We start from the raw sequence: 20,116 nt of genomic DNA on the forward strand, positions 1-20,116 counted from the left end.
CTGTCTGCACAAATAATTGAGCATGGCGTCAGCTCGCGGTAGCCGGAGAAAGTGAGAGGAACCCTCTCTACGGCGGCAGCGCGGCAACCCGGCTGCCCAAGGCTGACAGCTGAACGAGAGGGTGCCTCTCAATTTCCCGAGGTGCCGGCCGGCCGTCGACCCGCCCAAATATCCACCAGCCGCCGATTTGCGACAGCTCGTTGGCGTTTGCGTGCGGAAGGCAGAGCGTCGACCACGACAATATAAGGAAGAACTGATATGAACGATATTACCCAAAGCAGACAGGTTGCGGCCGCCCCCGACAAGGTCCGCAGCCTCCCGGGCCACGCCACTGTCGGCACCAATGATCTGAATGCCGCGTCGGTATTCTACGACAAGCTTCTGGCCGTGTTCGGGATCGGACGAGTCCTCGTCCAGCCCAACCGGGCCATCTACTACGGTCATCGCACGCTCGAATTCGGCATCATCAAGCCGTTCGATGGCCGCCCTGCCACCGTCGGCAACGGTGGAATGATTGCTTTCGAAGCTCCGTCCCGTTCAAAGGTTGACGAAGCCCATGCAACGGCATTGGCGGCGGGTGGCTCGGACGAAGGAGCTCCTGGTCCGCGTGGCGAGAACGGTACGGGTCCTTACTGCGCCTATTTTCGCGATCCCGAAGGCAACAAGTTTCTGGTCTTTCGTTCCGGAGCGGACGAGGCCTGACATTTTCGGCATTGAAGCGGGCAGGGCATCTTTTCCTCTCCTCGACATCACGAAAGGACACGGCATCATGGCAATGCTGAACGTTTTGAAACACCGCGACGTATCGCGCCGTTCGCTGCTATCAGGCTTTGCCGCGGCCGGCATAACCGCCGTTCTCCTTCCGCGCACGTCCAGCGCCGCTGATGTTGTCGGCGTCGCGTCCGAGGAGATTCAACCGTTCAAGGTTGAGGTCTCCGAGGCGGCGCTCGCGGACCTCAGGCGGCGTCTTGCCGAGACCCGATGGCCCGACGGCGAAACCGTTGTGGATCGCTCGCAGGGTGTGCAGCCCGACAGGCTGAAGGAACTGGTGAGCTACTGGCAGTCGTCCTATGACTGGCGGAAGGCGGAGAGCAGGCTGAATGCATTTCCGCAGTTTCTCACCAATATCGACGGACTGGACATCCATTTTGTCCATGTCCGTTCCCGCCACGAAAACGCGCTGCCGCTGATCATGACCCATGGCTGGCCAGGGTCAGTCTTCGAACTGCTTGATGTCATCGGGCCGCTCACGGATCCGACGGCGCATGGCGGCATGGCTGATGATGCCTTCCATCTGGTGATCCCTTCGATTCCAGGATTTGGCTTTTCCGGGAAACCGCCAGCAACGGGTTGGAACCCCCAGCGGATAGCGGCTGCCTGGGACGTCCTGATGAAGCGGCTTGGCTATGACCGCTATGTCTCGCAAGGCGGCGACTGGGGCGCGATCATCAGCGACGCCTTGGGTCGCCAGGCGCCCGATGGGCTGCTCGCGATCCACGTCAACAGGGTCGAGCGTGCCACGACCTTCCCAGCGGACGCAGCGCAGGCTCTTAAAAATGGAGAGCCGGCTCCTGATAGCTTGTCTCCGGATGAGAAGGTCGTCTTCGACGAGGCCCGGGACTTCCTCAACAACGGCTTCGGTTTCGCAGCGATCATGAGCACGCGGCCGGAGACGGTCGGCTATGGTATTGCGGATTCTCCGGTCGGCTTGGCTGCCTGGCTTTACGACAAGATCGCCGACTGGGTGTATACACGCGGCGATCCCGAACAGGCTCTTGGCAAAGATGCCATCCTCGACAACATCACGCTGTACTGGCTGACGAACACTGGCCCTTCGAGTGGTCGCATCTATTGGGAGAATGCCATGTCGGGCGCAAAACTCACGCCCGTCAAAGTCCCGGTCGCCGTCACGGTGTTTCCCGGAGAGGTTTACAAGCCGCCAAAGCACTGGCTGTCGAAGGCCTATCCGAAGCTCGTCTACTACAACCGCGTCTCCAAGGGCGGTCACTTCGCAGCCTGGGAGGAGCCAGAACTTTTCAGCCAGGAGATCAGGGATGCCTTCAGAAGCTTGCGGTCTTGACGCCGTCTGGCCTTCGGTTCGCAGTCTGCGTCCCCGAGACTGGTTCGTCGATTGACGTTGGTCGTGCAACGCTTCACAAAGTCCGAAGTTTCGACCAACCCAGCTAAAGCGACGACACCGTCGCGGGGGCCACGGCTACATGCGCATCAACGACGACCGTCATCCCCGCCGCAGAGTGTGCGCATTCCTGACGCTGGTATTTTCAACGCTTCTGCTGGCGAGCACAAACCCCGCCTCGGCGGCTGAGCCGACTAATTCCTCGGCGCCGATCCGGGTTATTATCGAATTGCCGAATGATGATTCCGGACGAGCGCTGGTCGATCGGATCGTCCCCCGCAATCAGGAACCGGCGCAGCCGGTTGCAGTCTCGCAAGAGGCGGCACCGCCGTCGATTGCCACGTCACTACAGGATTTGCGCCAGAGGTTGCTCACACTCGTCGATGCCGTTCCAACCCTTCCCGGGCAGATCCAGTCGGCGATCCGGGTCTTCCAGACGGATGATCGTATCGAGCCTGTCGGGCTGATCTTGGCGGTCATACTCTTCGTAGCAGGCGGGTTCGTTGCGCAGCGCCTTGCCTGGTGGTCGGGGCGAGGGCTTCTCCATTTTGTGCTGAATGCGCCTGCCGACACCGTCCGGCAGCGGATCAAGCTCCACGCCGCCCGGCTTTCAATGGGTCTTCTCGCATTGGTCGGTTACCTGATCGGAAGTCTCGGTGCCTTTATCCTCTTTCCATGGCCCGCCGTGTTTCGCGATATCGCACTCATCCTGCTATCGGCCGCGCTCATGGTGCGCCTTGGCGTGCTTGTGGGCCGTATTGTCATCGCGCCAGGCGCCCGTCTACCGCATATGCGGCTTCTGACGCTTGTCACCTCGCTTGCCTGGTTCTGGTACTACTGGCTCCTCGGAATCGCCGCAGTGCTGGCGGCTGGCTGGGCGACCATTGCAGTGATCAGGACGATCGGGGCTTCACCGATCTTGGTCGACCTCTTTACCGCAGCATGGCTCGGTGTCGTTTCAATCGCTCTGATCGTTATGATCTGGCTGCGGCACTTTCGTTCTGAAGGGCCGCCGGTGAGCCGGCTGGTCTGTGTCGGCTTCAGCGCGAGCATCCTGTTATCGTGGCTGTTATGGGTGTCCGGTCTCCACGGGGCATTCTGGACCGTGATCATCATTACGCTTCTGCCTCTTACCGTTTCGGTGGCTCGTGATATTATTCGTCGCATTATTCAATCCGGGGAGGGGCAGGCGGTCGAAGATCCGGCCATCGTCGGTTGGTCCGCTGTCATCATGCAAACGCTGCGGAACGGCCTCATTGTGGTCGCTGCGCTGCTCATTGCCCGCGCCTGGAATGTCAATCTCAGTGACCTCGCCGCAGCCGAAACGGTGACCACGCGTCTGATCCGCGCAGGAATCCGCATTGTTATCGTGCTGCTGGTGACCGACGTTATCTGGAAGCTCGCAAGCACTCTGATCGACAGCCAGATGGCGGTGGCGTCGCGAAGCGTGCAGGCAGGGCATCAGGACGGACCCGACGCGCGCCGGCGTCAGCGGTTGAATACCCTTCTTCCCATTCTTCGCAATGTGCTGTTCCTGGCGATCGGAGCCGTCGGCTTCCTGATGATTCTGGATGCCGTTGGCATTCAGATCGGACCGCTGCTGGCGGGCGCCGGGGTCGTCGGCATAGCCGTCGGCTTCGGTGCCCAAACACTCGTCAAGGACATCATCTCCGGCGTCTTCTATCTGTTCGACGATGCCTTTCGCACCGGCGAATACATCCAGGCGGCAAAATATAAAGGGACGGTCGAAGGTTTCTCACTGCGTTCGATCCGCTTGCGCCATCACCGCGGTCCGGTCACGATCGTTCCCTTCGGCGAACTCGGCGCGGTGCAAAACCTCAGCCGCGACTGGGTCATCGACATCATTACGCTCACCCTGAACTATGACAGCGATCTTGAAGAGGTCCGCAAGACCATCAAGCGCATCGGCGTTGAGCTTTTAGAGGATGCTGAACTCCGGCCCAACATCATCGAGCCCTTGAAAATGCAGGGGATCGAGCAGATGGCGGACTACGGTGTGCAGATACGGCTGAAGTTCATGACGAAACCCGGCGAACAGTTCGGGGTTCGCCGAAAGGCGCTTGCCATGCTCAAGAAGACATTCGCGGAAAAAGGCATCCAGTTTGCAACGCCGACCGTCCATGTTTCCGGCGGTCCCGCCGATGCAGCGGCAACCGCTGCCGCCTCGGAGCTGCAAAGACCATCGAAAGTCATCCCGACACTTGAGGAATAGCAACGGCGAGCTTCCCGTCGAATCCCGTCAATGCTCAACACTCTGACCCGGACGTTATCGCCAAGCACGCGTCGTCCGAGACACGGGTTTCGGAAGAGTTTGTTGGCTGGGATCAGCTGTTCTATGAGGGCACGTCTGCAGGTCAACTCGTCGATGTGCTGGATCGTCAAGATGCAAATTCGAGCAGGCCGATTTCAAAAGAGTGGGCCTCTGAGATGGATGAGGAAGGTATGCCATTGTAATCAAACAGCATCATTATGTTCCATAATCTATCTTATGCGATAAATGTATGTAGGGGCTATTTAGTAATGCGACACAGTTGGGCCAGTTAGAGATGCGACAGTCTCGCCTCTCGACGCGCTGGTCAATGCCAACGTTGGGAGCAAGGATGACGACCTTCAGCCTGGTCGAGACAATGAGCGGTCGGAGTCGTCATGTCCTTTATGATCACCATGTCGCAGAAAGAATTGCATCGCCTCGAAGTTATTCAGAAGATCCGTGATCAGCGCCTGAGCGTCGTCCAGGCCGCCGAACTGCTTGGGCTCAGCCGAAGTCAGGTCCACAGGCTGCTGCAGGCCTATGATGAGTCCGGTGCAGCCGGGCTGGTTTCGAAGAAGCGATCGCGGCCGAGCAATCGGCGCCACAGCGAGGATTTCCGCAATGCGGCGCTGGATCTAATCCGCGAGCGCTATCTGGATTTCGGGCCGACATCGGCGCGCGAGAAGCTGATCGAGCTGCACCGGATCTCGGTGGCGTCGCGAGCGTAAGAAGCGGGTTTTCCAACCGCGCGGCCGGCGCGACTGTTTTGGTGAACTCGTGCAGATCGATGGGTCGGCGCCCTCACCCGCCCCGATCTGATCTTGCAAAACGGACTATCTCAACGGGCCAAGGTCACGACACGCATGGCCCCATCCACTGACCTAGTCCTGATTGGCAACCACTGGCAAACTGCCTTCGTTCGAAAGACGGGTTTCGGTCTGCCGGGCGGCGGCGACAACGCGGCGCTTTGCGCGGATCGCGTGCCATTGTTGGTCGATCAGGACGCCGATGAGGATCACCCCACCCATGACAGCGAAATTCAACGACGAGGGGATACCAAGGAGATTCACGAGATTCTGCAATTCCTGGAGCAGGACCGTGCCCAGCACGACGCCGACGATCGACCCCTCGCCGCCGCGGAGCGAAAAGCCGCCAAGCACGGCTGCGGCAATCGCGTAGAGTTCGTAGAACTGGCCATGGCTCGCCGGCGAGATCGAGCGCGTGTACATGGCGAAATAAATCGCCGAAAGCGCCGTCAGCAGCCCGCAAATGACATAGGCCGACATGATCATGCGGCCGGTACGGATACCGGAATAACGGGCCGCCTCCTCGTTCTTCCCGATTGCGTAAAGATAACGCCCGAAGACAGAGCGATGCAGCATGATCCACATGACCACAGCAATGATGACGAGTGCGATGAAGGTGTTGGGAACGCCGTAAAACCGTCCGGCGGTCAGGAATTCGAGGTCGGGGAAATTTTGGCCGAAGGCAAAACCCGCAGTTCCGTCGGCCGTATAGAAGCGCGCTGCCCCACGATAAATCAGGAGGCCGCAGAGGGTGACGACGAAGGGCTGCAGGTTGAGCCGGGTGATCAGCCAGCCGTGGACGGCGCCTATGACCGCGCCGAGCGCGAGAATGAGCGGCAGCGCCAGCATCCAGGACATATCCTGGACCGCGATGAAGTCGACAAACAGCACACCGAGAAGCGCGACGAGCGAGCCCACGGAAAGCTCGATACCGCCTGTGATGATGACAAAGGCCTGGCCGATCGACAGAATGCCGAACAGGCCGATCAGGTTGGCAGTGTTGGCCAGGTTGATCGGCAGCAGGAAGCGCGGATTGATGATGGCGACGACGATGCCGACGACGACGATCAAAAGCAGCAGTCCGAGATCTTTTTTGATCATTCGAGATCCATCCCCGATACCTTATTTTATATTGGCCGCAGCCGCTATTTTACCCTTTTGCCGACAGCAAGCAAAAGGACGCTTTCCTGGCTGATTTCGTCCTCTTCCAATATGCCGGCGATCTGGCCCTCGTGCATGACGGCGATGCGGCCAGAAACGCCGATCACCTCTTCCATATCGCTGGAGATCATCAGGATCGCCACTCCGGCATCGGCAAGCGCTCGCATCAGACCGTAGATCTCGTTCTTCGCGCCGATATCGATGCCGCGTGTCGGCTCGTCGAAGATCATCACCTTCGGGCTCATCGACAACCACTTGGCAAGCACCACCTTCTGCTGGTTGCCGCCGGACAGAGTGCCGGTTCGCGTCGAAACGGAGGGCGCCTTGATACCAAGGCGAAGGCGCTGCTTTTCGGCCGTCGCCCTCTCCCGCTCGGCAGAAAGCATGAAGCGGCTGGAGAGCTTGGGGAGATCGGCAAGGCTTATGTTCTGGGCGATCGGGAAATCAAGAAGAATACCGTTGCGCTTGCGATCCTCCGGGACAAGGAAAATGCCGCGAGCGACGGCGTCGCGGGCAGAATTGACCGCAATTTGCCGCCCGTCCTGCAGAATGGCTCCGCCGTAGCTCCGGTCGATGCCGAAGAGTACTTTTGCAAGCTCGGTGCGGCCCGATCCCACGAGCCCTGCAAGCCCCATGATTTCGCCATACCGGATTTCCAGATCAACGGGACGGCCGGGATAGGCCTCGGTGCGCACGCCGCTTGCCTTCAGCGCAACCGAGCCGGGCGAGCGCTGCGGTTTTGCGGTCCGGGCCGCAAGCACCCGGCCGATCATCAGCTTGACCATCTGGTCGTGGCCGATGTCTTTCTTGGCGAGAGTGCCCGCAAGCGTGCCGTCGCGCAGGACCACGACGCGGTCTGCGACGCGCTCAACCTCGTGGAGGCGATGCGAGATGAAAATGACACTGATGCCATCCGCTTTCAGCGATTTGATAATGCTCAAGAGCCGCTCGGTTTCGGCCAGCGGCAGGCTGGACGTGGGTTCGTCGAAGATGACGAGCCTGGCGTTGATGGACAGCGCCTTGGCGATTTCCACCATCTGCTGCTCGGCAAGGGAAAGCGATGCCACGGGTGTGTCGGCGGAAAAATGAGCCCCTACCCGCTTCAAGAGCGGCTTCACCATGTCTCGCAGCCGATCGCGATCGACGAGTTTGAAAGGTCCGGCCTTCAGCGGTTCGCGGCCCAGAAAGATATTGGCGGCAACGTCGAGATTCTCAAAGAGATTGAGTTCTTGGTGCACAAAGGCGATGCCGGATGCGATGCTCGATTCCACAGTGAGGAAACGAAGCTCTGCGCCGTCGAGCAGGATTGTGCCTCGGTCGGGTGCGATCACGCCGCCGAGAATCTTCATCAGCGTCGATTTTCCAGCCCCGTTCTCGCCGACGAGGCCGATGACCTCGCCCGGCATGATGTCGATCGACAGGCCCTCAAGCGCAACGACGCCCGGATAGGTCTTGCCAACGCCGGAAAGCGAAAGGAACGGCGTTGCAAGTGGGTCCGGTGACGGGATGTCGGAGCTATGGTTCATCGCCTGTCCATGGCAGCTGATGCTGTGTCGGCATGACTCGTCTGTCGCGGCAGCGGCGAGTGCCGCCGCCGCGAAGAAGGGTTATTTTCCAGACATAGCCTTCAGGCTGGCGGCATACTTGTCAACGTCATCCTTGCCGATGATCACTGTCGGGATGATGATCAAGCCATTGCTGGGAACGCCTGATTTGTCGCCCTTGAGGTAGGCCGCCATCAGCTTCATGCCCTGATAAGCCCATTCGAACGGTTGCTGCACGACGGTCGCCGCGATCGTGCCTTCCTTGACACCGCCGAGCGTGATCGGATCGTCATCGAAGCCGACGACGGTGATCTGGCCGAGTTTGCCGGCGTCGCGCAGCGCCTCATAGATGCGCGGCGTATTGTAGGAGTAGAAGCCGACCATGCAGGTGACGTCTGGGCTGGCCACCAGCGCATCCTCGACATTCTTCTTTGCACGCGTCTGGTCGATATCGTCACCGCGTACATCCGTCAGCTCGATCTTCGTGCCTTTCAGGCCGTCCTTCATGCCCTGGATGCGCTCCTTGGCATTGTCGGCGCCAAGCAGGCCGACAAAGCCGATGCATTTGCCGCCGTCCGGCATCGCTTTCTTGGCGATCTCGGCGGCCTGCATGCCGGCGTCGATGTTGGATGAGCCGATATAGGCGACGCGGTTGGTCTTCGGTGCGTCGCTGTCTGTGGTGAAGAGTGCCGTCTGCGAGCCGATCTTGTTGAGGCCGTCCGTCTGGGTCTTGGGGTCGACCGCGGAGACCATGATCCCCTTGACGCCGGCGCTGACGAGATCCTCCATGAGACGCTGCTGAATGGCGACAGCCGCCTGCTCAGGGTATTTAAGTTCCATCTGGTAGTCCGGCATCTCGCTCTGCGCCTTCTTCACGCCCGCCTCTGCAGCTTTCCAGAAGTCGGACGCTCCGTTGACGACGAATGCAAGTGTCGGTTTGTCGGCGGCATGTGATACGGCAATCGGCGCCGCGCTCAGCATCAGCCCGGCGAAGAACAAGGCTGTATTGCGTTTCAGCTGTTTCATAATACACCTCCCGAGGGGCCGCAGTTGCATGGGCCCGTTTGCGATTTACGGCCGGCCGGATGCGCGCCCCCTCCTAGGGCCGTCGCAAAGCGACGAGTGGCATAGGTTCCGATCGCCCCCTGACGGTATACAAGAAATTTAATTAGTAAATAGTATTATCAATGCAGATCAAAACATTTCATCGCGCAGTGGCTCGGATGGCAATTTTGTACTGGCATTTGCCAATAACTGACGGCATTGCAACAATTCATGCAATTGCCAGCGCTTTCAGATAGATGCTAATATTAATTACCCAAACCGACGATCAGTCACCCTGACCCGTTATCACAAGCAGAGACAGTTTCCACGAATGCGAAAACCAAAGACCCCAAATAAGCCTGTGCGCGTGACGATGATGGACATCGCCGCGGCGGCTGGCTGCTCGCAGGCGGCCGTCTCCTTCGTCCTCAACGACACGCCCGGCACCCGCATCTCACAGCAAACACGCGATCGCGTATTGGAGGCGGCGCGGGCGCTCGGCTATATGGAGAAGACCTATGCGACGAAGGCCTCTTATTCGGGACTGGACAACGTCATCGGTTTCGCCGTGGATCAACTCGCCACCAGCCCGGAAGCGATCGTTGCGATCGAAGGCGCGCGGCAAGCCTCCTGGAACGCCGGCAATGTCCTTCTGGTAACCCAGACGCTCAGTGACCCCGTCATGGAGCCGAAGGCAATCGAGGCGTTGACGAGCGGAGGCATATCGGCGCTCATCTATATGACAATCTATACCCGCCAGGTGGAGCTTCCATCCTATGTCAGCAAGCTCAACATCCCGACGGTCCTGCTGAACTGTTATACGGCAGACCATGCCTTTCCCGCCGTGGTGCCGAGCGAGATCGCGGGAGGGCAGAGTTCCACCCGGCATCTGATCATGCACGGACACCATCGTATCGCGACGATCACCGGCGAAATCTGGATGCAGGCGGCGCAGGACCGGTTGACGGGATATCGCCGCGCGCTGGCGACCGCCGATATACCCTTCGATCCGGAATTGGTCATTGAGGGCGACTGGTCGGCCGGTGCCGGCTATGCTTCCACGATGAAACTGCTTGCTCTGAAAGAGCCGCCCACCGCGATCTTCTGCCAGAACGACCGCACCGCCATCGGGTGCTATGAAGCGCTCAAGGATGCAGGGCTTCGCATTCCCCAGGACATGTCGGTGGTGGGTTATGACGACGAAGAAATTTCACGACATCTTGTACCCCCGCTGACGACTTCGGTCCTTCCACATCTTGCCATGGGGCAATGGGCGATCGAACATCTCAACCCGGAAAGTACACCCGGCAAGCGCTATCCCATTGCGAAGCTCGAATGCTCGCTCGTTAAGCGTCATTCCGTCGCCGCGCCGCGGGCCGAGGCGCGGCAGATCTTCGATGGCGCACATACCTCGCCATAGGACTTGGGTTCGCGGGCGATAGAACGGGCAGATGCCTTTGGTCGATAGGTTGCGAGCGGTTCGTCACCTGCCCTTGCCTCGTCACTGACGAACCACTGATCTCAAATATTCTCAACCACAGATACAATCTGCGCAGAGACGACGTTGACGACGTGTAGATTTGGAGCTAGCTCTATCGCCCATGAAAATCACAATGGTTCTCGTAGTGGTGATATCGCGCATGGGCAGGACGGTCTGATCGTTCGGCAATAGCCACCCATGCGCCGAAAACAGGTCCCTGACGGGGCCTTTTTTCATGCCCCGTCGCACCCATCACTTCACTTACGACGGAACCCAGATATGACCGGCGAGAAAGCCAACTTTTCCCTCAATACGCCTTCTGATCGTCTCATGAACGGAGGCGAGATCGTTCTGCAGGCGCTACGCGACAACGGTGTCGAACACATTTTCGGTTACCCCGGCGCCGCGGTGCTGCCGATCTATGACGAAATATTCCAACAAGAGGACATCAAACATTTCCTGGTGCGCCACGAGCAAGGCGCCGGACACGCAGCCGAAGGCTATGCCCGTTCGACGGGACGAGTTGGCGTCATGCTGGTGACATCGGGACCGGGCGTTACAAATGCGGTCACGGCGCTGCAGAATGCCCTTATGGACTCCGTTCCGATCGTCTGCCTCTCCGGTCAGGTGCCGACAAATCTGATCGGCACGGACGCTTTTCAGGAATGCGATACGGTCGGCATCACCCGCCCCTGCACAAAGCACAATTTCCTGGTCAACCACATCGACGATCTGGCCAAAACGATTCATCTGGCTTTCCGGATTGCGGCGGCGGGTCGACCCGGCCCTGTTCTCGTCGACATGCCGAAGGACGTGCTCTTCGCCAGTGGGGCCTATGTCTCACCCGACCAGGTATCTCCGCTGCCGAGCTACCAGCCCGCGGTGCAAGGCGATCAGAATGCGATCCGGGCGACTGTCGCATTGATGGCCGAAGCCCGACGACCCATCATCTATACAGGCGGCGGCGTCATCAATTCGGGACCGGAGGCGTCGCGATTGTTGCGCGAACTCGCCGACCTCACCGGCTTCCCGGTCACCTCCACGCTCATGGGTCTTGGAGCCTATCCGGCCACCGGACCGAGTTGGCTGCGAGTCGCCGGACAGGACGGCTCGCATGAAGCCAATACGGCAATTGGCGATTGCGACCTGATGATCGCCATCGGCGCGCGGTTTGACGATCTCCCAATCTCGCGCGTCCATGAGTTTTCGCCTCAATCGAAGAAAATCCATATCGATATCGATGCCTCGTCGATCAACAAACGCGTTCCCGTCGATATCGGCATTCAAGGCGACGCCGCGCATGTGCTGGCGGATATGGTCCATGCCTGGCGGTCACTTTCCACCGCCCCCGACCAGAAGCGGTTGCGGGCGTGGTGGACACAGATCGACCTTTGGCGAGCCCATCATTCGTTTTCCTACGAGCGGCTGGACCATGCAATCATGCCGCAACATGCCTTGGAGCGCCTGCATGCGCTGACAAAGTCGCACGACCCCATCATCGCCACGGAGATCGGTCAGCAGACGTGGGTGGCGCAGTTCTTCGGTTTTGACAGGCCAAATCGCTGGATTATCTCAGGGCGATTGGGAACTATGGGCTTCGGTCTTCCTGCCGCGCTGGGGGCGCAGCTCGCAAATCCCGGCCGCCTTGTCATCGACATTGCCGGCGACGCGTCGGTGCAGACGACGATGAAAGAGCTGTCGACGGCGATACAGCATCAAGCGCCGATCAAGATCTTCATCTTGAGCGATGAGCATCCGGGCATGGCGCGAGAATGGGGTCAGGTACCGGATGACAATGGTCGATCGCGCGCTTATTCGGCCTCGCTGCCCGATTTCACCAAGCTCGCGGAAGCCTATGGCGCCGTCGGCCTTCGCTGCGAGAGCCCGAGCGAACTCGATGCCAGGATCGAGGAGATGATCAACGTGGACCGGCCGGTGCTCCTTCACTGCCGAGTTGCAAGGCTCGCCGACACCCTTCGGCAGTAACGGCCGGTGATCGAACACCCCAAAAGCAAGCCGTGCGATCCTGCAGCCCGCAGTCATCGTCTATGCTTGCCCAGGACCTCATGATCGAGGCTGGCGTCTCGGTCATGTATTTATGCCGCTCTATGAGATCGATTTTCTTCAGGCCGCAGAGAAGCCGAATGCGGTCCGAGGAATTCCAGGTACGCGCCGTTCCGACCAAAGATAGTATGTCACGACTCTTTGTTTGAAAGAGCGGCCAGGTCCTCTTTAAGCCGCACCGGTAAATCCATCCGTTCGTGAAGAATGCTCATGACGCCAAGATCACCGTTCTCAAGTTCACGAAAGAACAGGTAGTGATGCTCATAGCGGCTGAAATAGGCCCGACGCCTGATGTCAGCGGGAACTGCCAACCGTTGCGGAAGCCGTCGCCAGATCAGGCGATCCTCGCATAAACGCTGCAAATAAACGTGCAGCCCGAGAATGTACGCATCTGCCTGTTTTTCTCCCCACGCCTCGAAAGTGTCACGCCAAATCTTGTCCTGCGCGGCGTCAGCGCGTGGATAAAACCGATAGGCTACCATGCTCAGCGGCGCTTGTTGCGGCGGATAACGTCTTCAGCGGAAACGACGACAAACTCGCTGTCGTCGGCACGCATCGCGGGTGCAAGTTCCTTTTGCAGGGCATCCCATGCCTCGTCGCGCGTTTGCAAGTCGCGTCGGATCAGTGCGCGAATGTACTCGCTCGCATTCTCATAGAGGCCGTCGTCACCGATCTGCTGCTGAATGTGATCTTGCAGCACGCCGCTGACCTTCACATGAATGCTGCCCGATGCCATCGGCCTACCCTTTCGTTCTTCCTCTAACGTGGGGCAGCGTAGCATATATTGTCAATATTCATCACAAAGAATTTGATCGTGACATGGTTTCTCGAACCTCACTCTGCGACCTGGCTGTCTTAAGATCTTCTGACCAGGATCATCCTAGTCGTTCCGCCGCTTGTGTTTAGTGCTTGCGGGCCTGGGGCAGCAGGTTCATGCTTGTCCCCTGTCTGAGGCCTGCTGGTTGCGGCTGAAATAGCCGTACATCGGGGTTTCGTGAGATGCGTCCGATGGAGTGCAGCGGCTGCGGGTTCGATGTTCAGAGCGGTTTTGCTTTCTGTCCGCGATGCGGCGCAAGGCAACCGATATCGTGCGCCGCCTGCGGCTATCCTTGTCAGCCCGATTTTGCCTTCTGCCCCCAATGTGGCGCGCCGATATCCGGTAAAGTCCAACCCGCAACGAAGCCGAAGATTGAGGCGCTAGCTCAATCGGAGGGCGATGCCGACCGGCGGCCGGTGACCGTGCTCTTTGCCGATCTCTGCGGCTTCACGACCCTGAGCGAGCAGATCGATCCTGAAGTCATGCGGGTGCTGCAGAACGAATTGTTCGAAGAGATGACCCAGGCGGTCGAAGCCTATGGCGGCTTCGTCGACAAGTTCGTCGGCGATGCACTGCTGGCGCTGTTCGGCGCGCCGGTCGCCCATGAGGACGATCCGGTCCGGGCGCTTGGTGCTGCACTCGATATGATCGGTCGGGCGACGCAGGTCGGCGAGCGCTGGCACGCCCGCGCCGGCGTGCCGCTGCGTCTGCATATCGGCATCAATAGCGGCCCTGTCGTTACCGGCGGCTTTGGTGCGGTCAGTACAAAATCCTATTCCGTGACCGGCGACACGGTAAACACCGCCCAACGCCTGCAATCCATGGCCGGCGAAAACGATATCCTTGTCGGGCCGCTGACCTATCGCCTCACCCGCCATGCCTTTGCCTTCGACAGTCTCGGCGCGCAGACGTTGCGCGGCAAAAGCGGAAACGTCCTTGTCCATCGGCTGACAGGGCTGTCGGAAGCGCCGCATACGGCGCGCGGGCTTGAAAGTTTCGGCCTTCGGGCGCCGATGATCGGACGGGATACGGAGTTGTCGGGGTTGCTGACATGCCTCGACCTTGCCTGCGGCGGCGCAGCGCAGCTTGTCCGGCTGATCGGCGAAGCCGGTATCGGCAAGTCGCGGCTGGTCAACGAATTCGTCGCAACCGCCGGCAATGCCGCCCGTTTCCAGGGCCTCGCCATCCGCAAAGCGACCTGCTCTCCGCTCGGCGAACAATCCTATGGTACGCTCGGCGCGGTCGTACGCATCGCCTACGGCATCGGCGAGCGGGACGATCTCGACAGGGCGCGGCAATTGCTGGCAACGGGGTTCCGCGCGCTCGATCTGGCGCAGGAGGAGGTCGAGGGGCTTCTGCCGCTCTTTCTGCATGTCCTGGGCCTCGGCGATCCCGATGGCGCGTTGCGGCACATCGAGCCAGAGCAGTTGCGGCGGCAGATCTTCTATGGCATCCGCACCGTCTTTGAGCGGCGGCTGGCGCAAGGTCCCCTGCTGCTTGTCATCGAGGATCTGCACTGGGCCGACGCCGCCTCGCTGGAAGTGCTTCGCTTCATGATGGACCGGCTGGAGCGCAGCCGGTTGATGCTGCTGGCGATCTACCGGCCGACATCGCAGACCGACCCACTGGACTCCAATCGTGTCAGTGTCACCGTGCAGCGTCTTGCCCCACTCTTTGCCGCCGACGGGCAGAAGCTGCTTGCTGCGTTTTTTGGCGTGGATCATGGCAAGTTGCCGGTAACGATGCGCAAGCGCATCCTCGACCGCGCTGGCGGCAATCCGCTTTTCATCGAAGAAATCCTTCGGGCACTGATCGACATGGGCACGTTGCACAATGACGGCCAACGCTGGCATGTCGCAGCAGAAGACACGGATGTCGATATCCCGGTGAACCTGCAAGCCCTGTTGCTTGCCCGCGTCGATCGTCTACCACAGGACATCAGACGGCTGGCGCAAGAGGCGGCGGTGGTCGGCCCGAAGTTCGATACCGCCCTGCTCCGCACTATCGCCACCGACCCGGCCGCCATCGATGCTGCATTGGATCATCTCTGCGATGCCAATATCATCGAGGAATTGCGCGGGCCCGATGCCGGCAGCTCGCCTGGCTATCGCTTCAGCCAAACGCTGATGCACGACGTCATCTACCACAATCTCCTGCTGCAACGGCGCATGGAGCTTCATCAACGGATCGGCCGGGTTCTGGAACGTCAATATGGCGTAGCGCCCGACCGGCCCGAGCATCTGGCGCAGCTCGGCCATCACTTCAGCCTGACCACTGAAAAGGCCAAGGGGGCCAGCTATCTGATGGCGGCGGGCGATCTGGCGCGCAAAACCTACGCCAATGACGATGCGATGCGCCTCTACCGTCAGGCCCTTGCGGCCTTCGCAAACGAGGCGGAGGTTACACCAGAGCAACTCGCGCTTCTCGAGCGTCTTGCCGATCTCTGTGGCCCTGCCGGCCTCCGCGACGCCGCCGTAAACCATTATCAACGAGCGCTTGCGATTCACCGGACCAAAGACAACCCTATTGCCGCAGCGCGGATATTGCGCAAGGTCGGCCGTTTGCATCTTGATGCAGGACGCCGCGATCAAGCGGAGACACATTTGGCCGAAGCCGAAGCGATAATCGCAACAATCGATGCGCCGGTCGAACGTGCACATGTCCTGCAGGAGCGCGGCCATCTGGCCTTCCGCATGGGGGATCAGGCCGCTGCCGCCGAGTGGGCGACGCAGGCATTGCAATGCCTGCAAACGCTGCCGATCGACGGGACGACCGAGACCGGACGGGAGACAGCGCGAGCGATGGCGGAGGCGCTGAACACCAAGGGGGCGGCCTTTGCGCGGCTCGGGCGTCGCCGCGAGGCCGTGCAGGAAGTGGAGCGCAGCCTCTCGGTCGCTGAAAAAGCCGATCTGCAAAGTGCCGCCTGTCGCGCCTATTCCAATCTCGGCGTTCTCTACACGATTGTCGACCCGGCCAACGCCATCAAGATCTGCCGGCGCGGGCTGGAGCTTGCGACCCGTATCGGCGATCTCGGCTTCCAGGCGCGGCTTCTCGCCAACCTCGCCGTTGCCTGCTGCACCTTCACCGATCGCTGCGCCGCCGAGGGTGTACCGGCCGCGGAAAAAGCCGTCGAAATCGACCGGGCGCTCGATCAGCGCGACCATCTCTCCGTGCCGCTGATCGTGCTGGGCCAAATTCATCAATGCCACGGGCAGCCGAAGCTAGCCCGTAAGTATTACGAGGAAGCCCTTGAGGTCGCGAAGGAAATTGACGAGCCGCAACTGCTGTTTCCGTGCTATGATGGCTTGGCGACACTCAGCCTCGAGCATGACGACATGGACGAGGCAGAACGGTATTTCACGCTGGCACAGGATGTGTGCATCCGCCACAACCTCGATCCAGGCACGCTCGTCGTCCTGCCGTTTCTCGACTGACTGTCCCCGTTCAACAACCGCAGGAGATCGATTAGGCAAATCGATTCAAAAGCATAAAGGGAGGAACGAAACATGCAGGAGAACCACGCCGCAAGACCGTTGCAGCCGGGAGATCGCGCGCCGAACGTGGTGCTGGATGCGATCACCCGCCAGGGCAAGGTTGCCATCGACGATTTTCGCGGCCAGAAGCCGGTGTTCGTCGGGTTGTTCCGCGGATTGCATTGCCCCTTCTGTCGCCGGCAGATCGCCGCCATGGCCGAACTCACCGACGCATTGCAGGAGAAAGGCATCGATAGCCTGACCATCGTCAACACGCCGATCGAGCGCGCTCGCCTCTATTTCCGCTACCATCCGCTTCCCAATCTGCTGGCGGCGTCAGACCCGGAACGGGTATCGCACAGGGCCTTCGGCCTGCCGAATCTTCAATTCACCGAAGATGAGAATGAGTGGCCGCGCAAAGTCAGCATGAACACGGTGATGTCGATGCGCATCGACATGCCGGGCGAGCTTCCAGCGCCTATGGACCCGATGGCGGCGTCGGAATTCCTCGACAAGGCGGACGGCTATGAAATCACCGAGGATGACAAGCAGATGATCGCCACCGGCCACGGCCAACTCGTCGGCGAATTCCTGCTCGATCGGGATGGCGTCGTGCGCTGGTGTTTCACGGAAGTCGAGGAGGATGGTCGCCATATGTTCGGCGGTCCCGCCCCTCGGGAAGTGATGTCGGCTGCGTCGAACATGGCTGTTTGAAGCGAATGAGGCCGTGCTTGAAAGGTCGGACGATTGAACAAGGCGAGCAATTCCCGGTCCCGCGTGATCGCCCTTATTCCATCCTGAACTTGGCGTGGCAGGTCGTGCAGGTCTGGAGCATGAGGTGGAACGCGCGTTCCGCCGGCATTGCCAGCAGTCTGGAACACGCTGGTCGCCCGTGACGAGACGGTCGACCGGATGGTGTTCTCGCGCCGGAAACGATCAGCCGAGAATTTCTAGAGTTGCCAGCGTCAGCACGACATAGCGGCCGGTCTTGGCGACGAACACCAGGATCGTGAACGGGATGAGCGGCTCCGTGCCACATAAAGGACTCGAACATCGACGACAGATGAGTCGCAATTGAAATCGAACTGCTTTGCATGTAGTTCGAGGAGCATGGGCAAGATGTACCGAATCGCAATGAGCAGGCTGCTCGTGATGATGCGGCTGGTGATCATCGTATCACTGGCGGGGTACTCGCTGTCGAACGCCAGCGCCGCCATGCATGGCTCCTCGTTCCCCGAAATGGCAGCGGTCGTGTCCGAAACCGATGCTGTGCAGCATCACGATAGCCATGACATGACGAAGATGGCTGTTCATGACCACTCCCAGGGCGACGTCAGTGACGACGCAGATGGCGCATCGAAGCCTGTCAAGCAAGAATGCTGCAAGGATTTCTGTGGCGGGCTCGGCATCATTTGTGAAGGCCAGGATGTCGGCGGACCCGTCGTAACCTCGATCCGGCAGTTCATCGACGATCGAACAACCGTTGGCGAGCTGCCGCCCCTCCACCGTCCCCCGAATATCTGAATAGAGACGTACCCGTTTGATCGGGTCTAGTCGGACGCTTGCCTGCTTCGGGGCGAGCGGCCCGTAGGCTATCTCCTATTCGGAAATTTCATAATGAAACCCTCGCTTTTCGTGGTGGGGCTGCCGCTTATCGTCGGCGGCTGCGCATCCACACTTCCTCCCGACGTGGTGGCGTCTCCCACCGCGGTCGACCAGCCGTCCGCACTTCCGGCGGCATACAGGTCGCCGATCGCAGGCTATGTCGCCCGGCAGCCGGTCGATCCCAAACGCTGGCGCAGACAGAACGATCTGCAGTCTCCCATGAATGGAGACGACTCATGATCGGCACCACAAGACTGATCGCGGCGCTGGCACTCCCGCTCGCCTTGAGCGGCTGCGTTACAGGCGCCGACTATTCCCGCAAAGAGGCGGGTTTCACCTCCGTTGCCAACAAAACCGCCATTGTCACGGCGAAAGAGACCGTCTGGATCCAGAACCAGAACCAGGCCCGATCGGCGGCCGCGCAGGTCAAAAGTCTGCTTGCTCGGACGAAGCCTCTCGACGTCGAGACGGCCGTCCAGATCGCGTTGCTCAACAACAAGGGCCTCCAAGCCGCCTATGCCGACCTTGGCGACAGCGCCGCCGACGCTTGGCAGTCGACGATGTTCATCAACCCGACCGTCTCCATCGGCACGACCGGGATCGGAACTCCGGAACTGCAGGCGTTCAAAACGATCGAAGGGATGATCACGACGAACATCCTGGCGCTCGCCACGAAGAACAGGGACATGGCGATCGCCGACACCCGCTTCCGGCAAGCGCAATTGACCTCGGCGGTGAAGACACTTCAGGTCGCCGCCGACACCCGGCGCGCCTGGATCGGCGCGGTGGCGTCATGGGAGACCGTCGGGCAGCTCCAGCGTGCCCAGGCGACCGCCGACGCAGCCTCAGAACTCGCGGAGAAGCTTGGCGAGACCGGCGCAATGACCAAGGGCGCTCAAGCCCGTGAACATGTCTTCGTCGCCGAACTCGCCGGAGAAACGGCGAAGGCCCGCCTGTCCGCCCGTCTTGCCAAGGAGGAGTTGACGCGGCTGATGGGTCTATGGGGCTCCGATCTGGACTATCAGGTCCCGAACAGCCTGCCGCCGCTCCCCAACTCCGTCGTCAGACGCAATACCATCGAGGCCGAGGCTCTCAGGAACCGCATCGATCTGCAGATCGCAAAGCTCGACCTTGAGGCCACGGCCAAGTCCTACGGCCTCACCGAGGCGACACGCTATGTGACCGACCTCGAAGTCCTGACCGGTTTCGAAACGGAACGCGAAATCGAGGACGACGAGACGAAAACGCGAACCACCGCGCAGGTCGAGCTTGAATTCGCCATTCCGATCTTCGACACCGGCAAGGCCCGGATGCGCAAGTCCGAGCTGGCCTACATGCGGGCGGCGAACCTCTTGGCGGAGAAAGCCGTCAACGTCCGCTCGGAAGCACGCTCCGCCTACGAGGCTTACCGCTCGAACTACGATATCGCGCGGCACTACCGCAATAGCGTCGTGCCGTTGCGCACCAAGGTCGAGGAAGAATCCCTGCTGACCTACAACGGCATGATCTCGAACACCTTCGAGCTGCTGACAGACACCCGCGACAAGATCAACTCCATCCTGCTCTCCGTCAACGCGAAGCGAGATTTCTGGCTGGCCGAAGCCGATCTGGCGCCTGCGATCTACGGCGGCGGCGCGACGAAGGCGTCGGCAGAGACCGAGGTCGCCGCTGCTTCCGAAAGCAGCGCTGGCGGCGGTCATTGAGAAAGGACAC

The 20,116-nt window shown here is 60.2% G+C and carries 15 protein-coding genes and 2 pseudogenes; 11 read left to right on the forward strand and 6 right to left on the reverse strand.

The annotated features are described in order from the left end of the window. The first annotated feature begins 258 nt into the window (after window positions 1-258). The 4 genes and pseudogenes from FFM53_RS01345 to FFM53_RS01360 form a co-directional block, all read left to right on the forward strand. Window positions 259-702 (forward strand): VOC family protein, encoded by a 444-nt coding sequence (locus FFM53_RS01345; RefSeq protein ID WP_138329440.1) that lies wholly within the window; start codon window positions 259-261, stop codon window positions 700-702. 67 nt (window positions 703-769) lie between these two features. Then, the gene (locus tag FFM53_RS01350; protein ID WP_138389164.1) at window positions 770-2,080 is read left to right on the forward strand and encodes an epoxide hydrolase family protein; all 1,311 of its coding nucleotides are present in this window, start codon (window positions 770-772) and stop codon (window positions 2,078-2,080) included. A 139-nt stretch (window positions 2,081-2,219) separates the two neighbouring features. Next, a complete protein-coding gene (locus tag FFM53_RS01355) occupies window positions 2,220-4,370 on the forward strand; it encodes a mechanosensitive ion channel domain-containing protein (protein ID WP_138389165.1) in 2,151 nt (716 codons plus the stop codon). Between the two features lie 434 nt (window positions 4,371-4,804). Beyond that, a pseudogene (locus tag FFM53_RS01360) lies at window positions 4,805-5,204 on the forward strand (helix-turn-helix domain-containing protein); the annotation flags it as partial. A gap of 86 nt (window positions 5,205-5,290) precedes the next feature. Here FFM53_RS01360 and FFM53_RS01365 read toward each other — a convergent pair. From FFM53_RS01365 to FFM53_RS01375, 3 genes are all read right to left on the reverse strand, one after another. Continuing rightward, window positions 5,291-6,316 carry an ABC transporter permease gene (locus FFM53_RS01365; RefSeq protein ID WP_138389166.1) on the reverse strand — a complete coding sequence of 342 codons (1,026 nt, stop codon included), beginning with the start codon at window positions 6,314-6,316 and terminating at the stop codon, window positions 5,291-5,293. 44 nt (window positions 6,317-6,360) lie between these two features. Next, window positions 6,361-7,902: a sugar ABC transporter ATP-binding protein gene (locus FFM53_RS01370; RefSeq protein WP_138389167.1), complete on the reverse strand. Its 1,542-nt coding sequence runs from the start codon at window positions 7,900-7,902 to the stop codon at window positions 6,361-6,363. A gap of 81 nt (window positions 7,903-7,983) precedes the next feature. Beyond that, window positions 7,984-8,946 (reverse strand): sugar-binding protein, encoded by a 963-nt coding sequence (locus tag FFM53_RS01375; RefSeq protein ID WP_138389168.1) that lies wholly within the window; start codon window positions 8,944-8,946, stop codon window positions 7,984-7,986. Between the two features lie 349 nt (window positions 8,947-9,295). Between FFM53_RS01375 and FFM53_RS01380 the strand changes: the two genes are divergently transcribed. Together FFM53_RS01380 and ilvB are read left to right on the forward strand one after the other, a co-directional pair. After that, window positions 9,296-10,384, forward strand: a complete 1,089-nt coding sequence (locus tag FFM53_RS01380) for a LacI family DNA-binding transcriptional regulator (RefSeq protein WP_138389169.1) — start codon at window positions 9,296-9,298, stop codon at window positions 10,382-10,384. A 339-nt stretch (window positions 10,385-10,723) separates the two neighbouring features. Then, on the forward strand, window positions 10,724-12,430 hold the full coding sequence (gene ilvB / locus FFM53_RS01385) for a biosynthetic-type acetolactate synthase large subunit (RefSeq protein ID WP_138389170.1): 1,707 nt from the start codon (window positions 10,724-10,726) through the stop codon (window positions 12,428-12,430). Between the two features lie 209 nt (window positions 12,431-12,639). Here the strand turns inward: ilvB and FFM53_RS01390 are convergent, their stop codons facing one another. Continuing rightward, window positions 12,640-12,990, reverse strand: a complete 351-nt coding sequence (locus FFM53_RS01390; RefSeq protein WP_138329448.1) for a type II toxin-antitoxin system RelE/ParE family toxin — start codon at window positions 12,988-12,990, stop codon at window positions 12,640-12,642. Between the two features lie 2 nt (window positions 12,991-12,992). Further along, window positions 12,993-13,244 (reverse strand): ribbon-helix-helix domain-containing protein, encoded by a 252-nt coding sequence (locus tag FFM53_RS01395; RefSeq protein WP_129420972.1) that lies wholly within the window; start codon window positions 13,242-13,244, stop codon window positions 12,993-12,995. Between the two features lie 272 nt (window positions 13,245-13,516). Here FFM53_RS01395 and FFM53_RS01400 point away from each other — a divergent pair, with 272 nt between their 5' ends. Together FFM53_RS01400 and FFM53_RS01405 are read left to right on the forward strand one after the other, a co-directional pair. Continuing rightward, complete coding sequence (locus FFM53_RS01400; RefSeq protein ID WP_138389297.1) at window positions 13,517-16,759, forward strand: adenylate/guanylate cyclase domain-containing protein; 3,243 nt, start codon at window positions 13,517-13,519, stop codon at window positions 16,757-16,759. A gap of 72 nt (window positions 16,760-16,831) precedes the next feature. Beyond that, window positions 16,832-17,512 (forward strand): peroxiredoxin-like family protein, encoded by a 681-nt coding sequence (locus FFM53_RS01405; RefSeq protein WP_138329450.1) that lies wholly within the window; start codon window positions 16,832-16,834, stop codon window positions 17,510-17,512. A gap of 73 nt (window positions 17,513-17,585) precedes the next feature. On the opposite strand, the pseudogene FFM53_RS36200 reads toward FFM53_RS01405, so the two are convergent. Next, a pseudogene (locus FFM53_RS36200) lies at window positions 17,586-17,669 on the reverse strand (cytochrome C); the annotation flags it as partial. A 239-nt stretch (window positions 17,670-17,908) separates the two neighbouring features. Between FFM53_RS36200 and FFM53_RS01410 the strand changes: the two are divergent. The 3 genes from FFM53_RS01410 to FFM53_RS01420 all read left to right on the forward strand — a co-directional run bounded on the left by FFM53_RS01410 (window position 17,909) and on the right by FFM53_RS01420 (window position 20,106). Next, the gene (locus FFM53_RS01410) at window positions 17,909-18,322 is read left to right on the forward strand and encodes a hypothetical protein (RefSeq protein ID WP_171598774.1); all 414 of its coding nucleotides are present in this window, start codon (window positions 17,909-17,911) and stop codon (window positions 18,320-18,322) included. A gap of 93 nt (window positions 18,323-18,415) precedes the next feature. Then, window positions 18,416-18,643: a hypothetical protein gene (locus FFM53_RS01415; protein WP_138389171.1), complete on the forward strand. Its 228-nt coding sequence runs from the start codon at window positions 18,416-18,418 to the stop codon at window positions 18,641-18,643. Next, window positions 18,640-20,106, forward strand: a complete 1,467-nt coding sequence (locus FFM53_RS01420; protein ID WP_138389172.1) for a TolC family protein — start codon at window positions 18,640-18,642, stop codon at window positions 20,104-20,106. Before FFM53_RS01415 ends, FFM53_RS01420 begins: the two co-directional genes overlap by 4 nt. The last annotated feature ends 10 nt before the right edge of the window (window positions 20,107-20,116 follow it).

The organism is Rhizobium indicum (genome assembly GCF_005862305.2).
In the GTDB taxonomy this organism is placed as follows: Bacteria; Pseudomonadota; Alphaproteobacteria; order Rhizobiales; family Rhizobiaceae; genus Rhizobium; species Rhizobium indicum.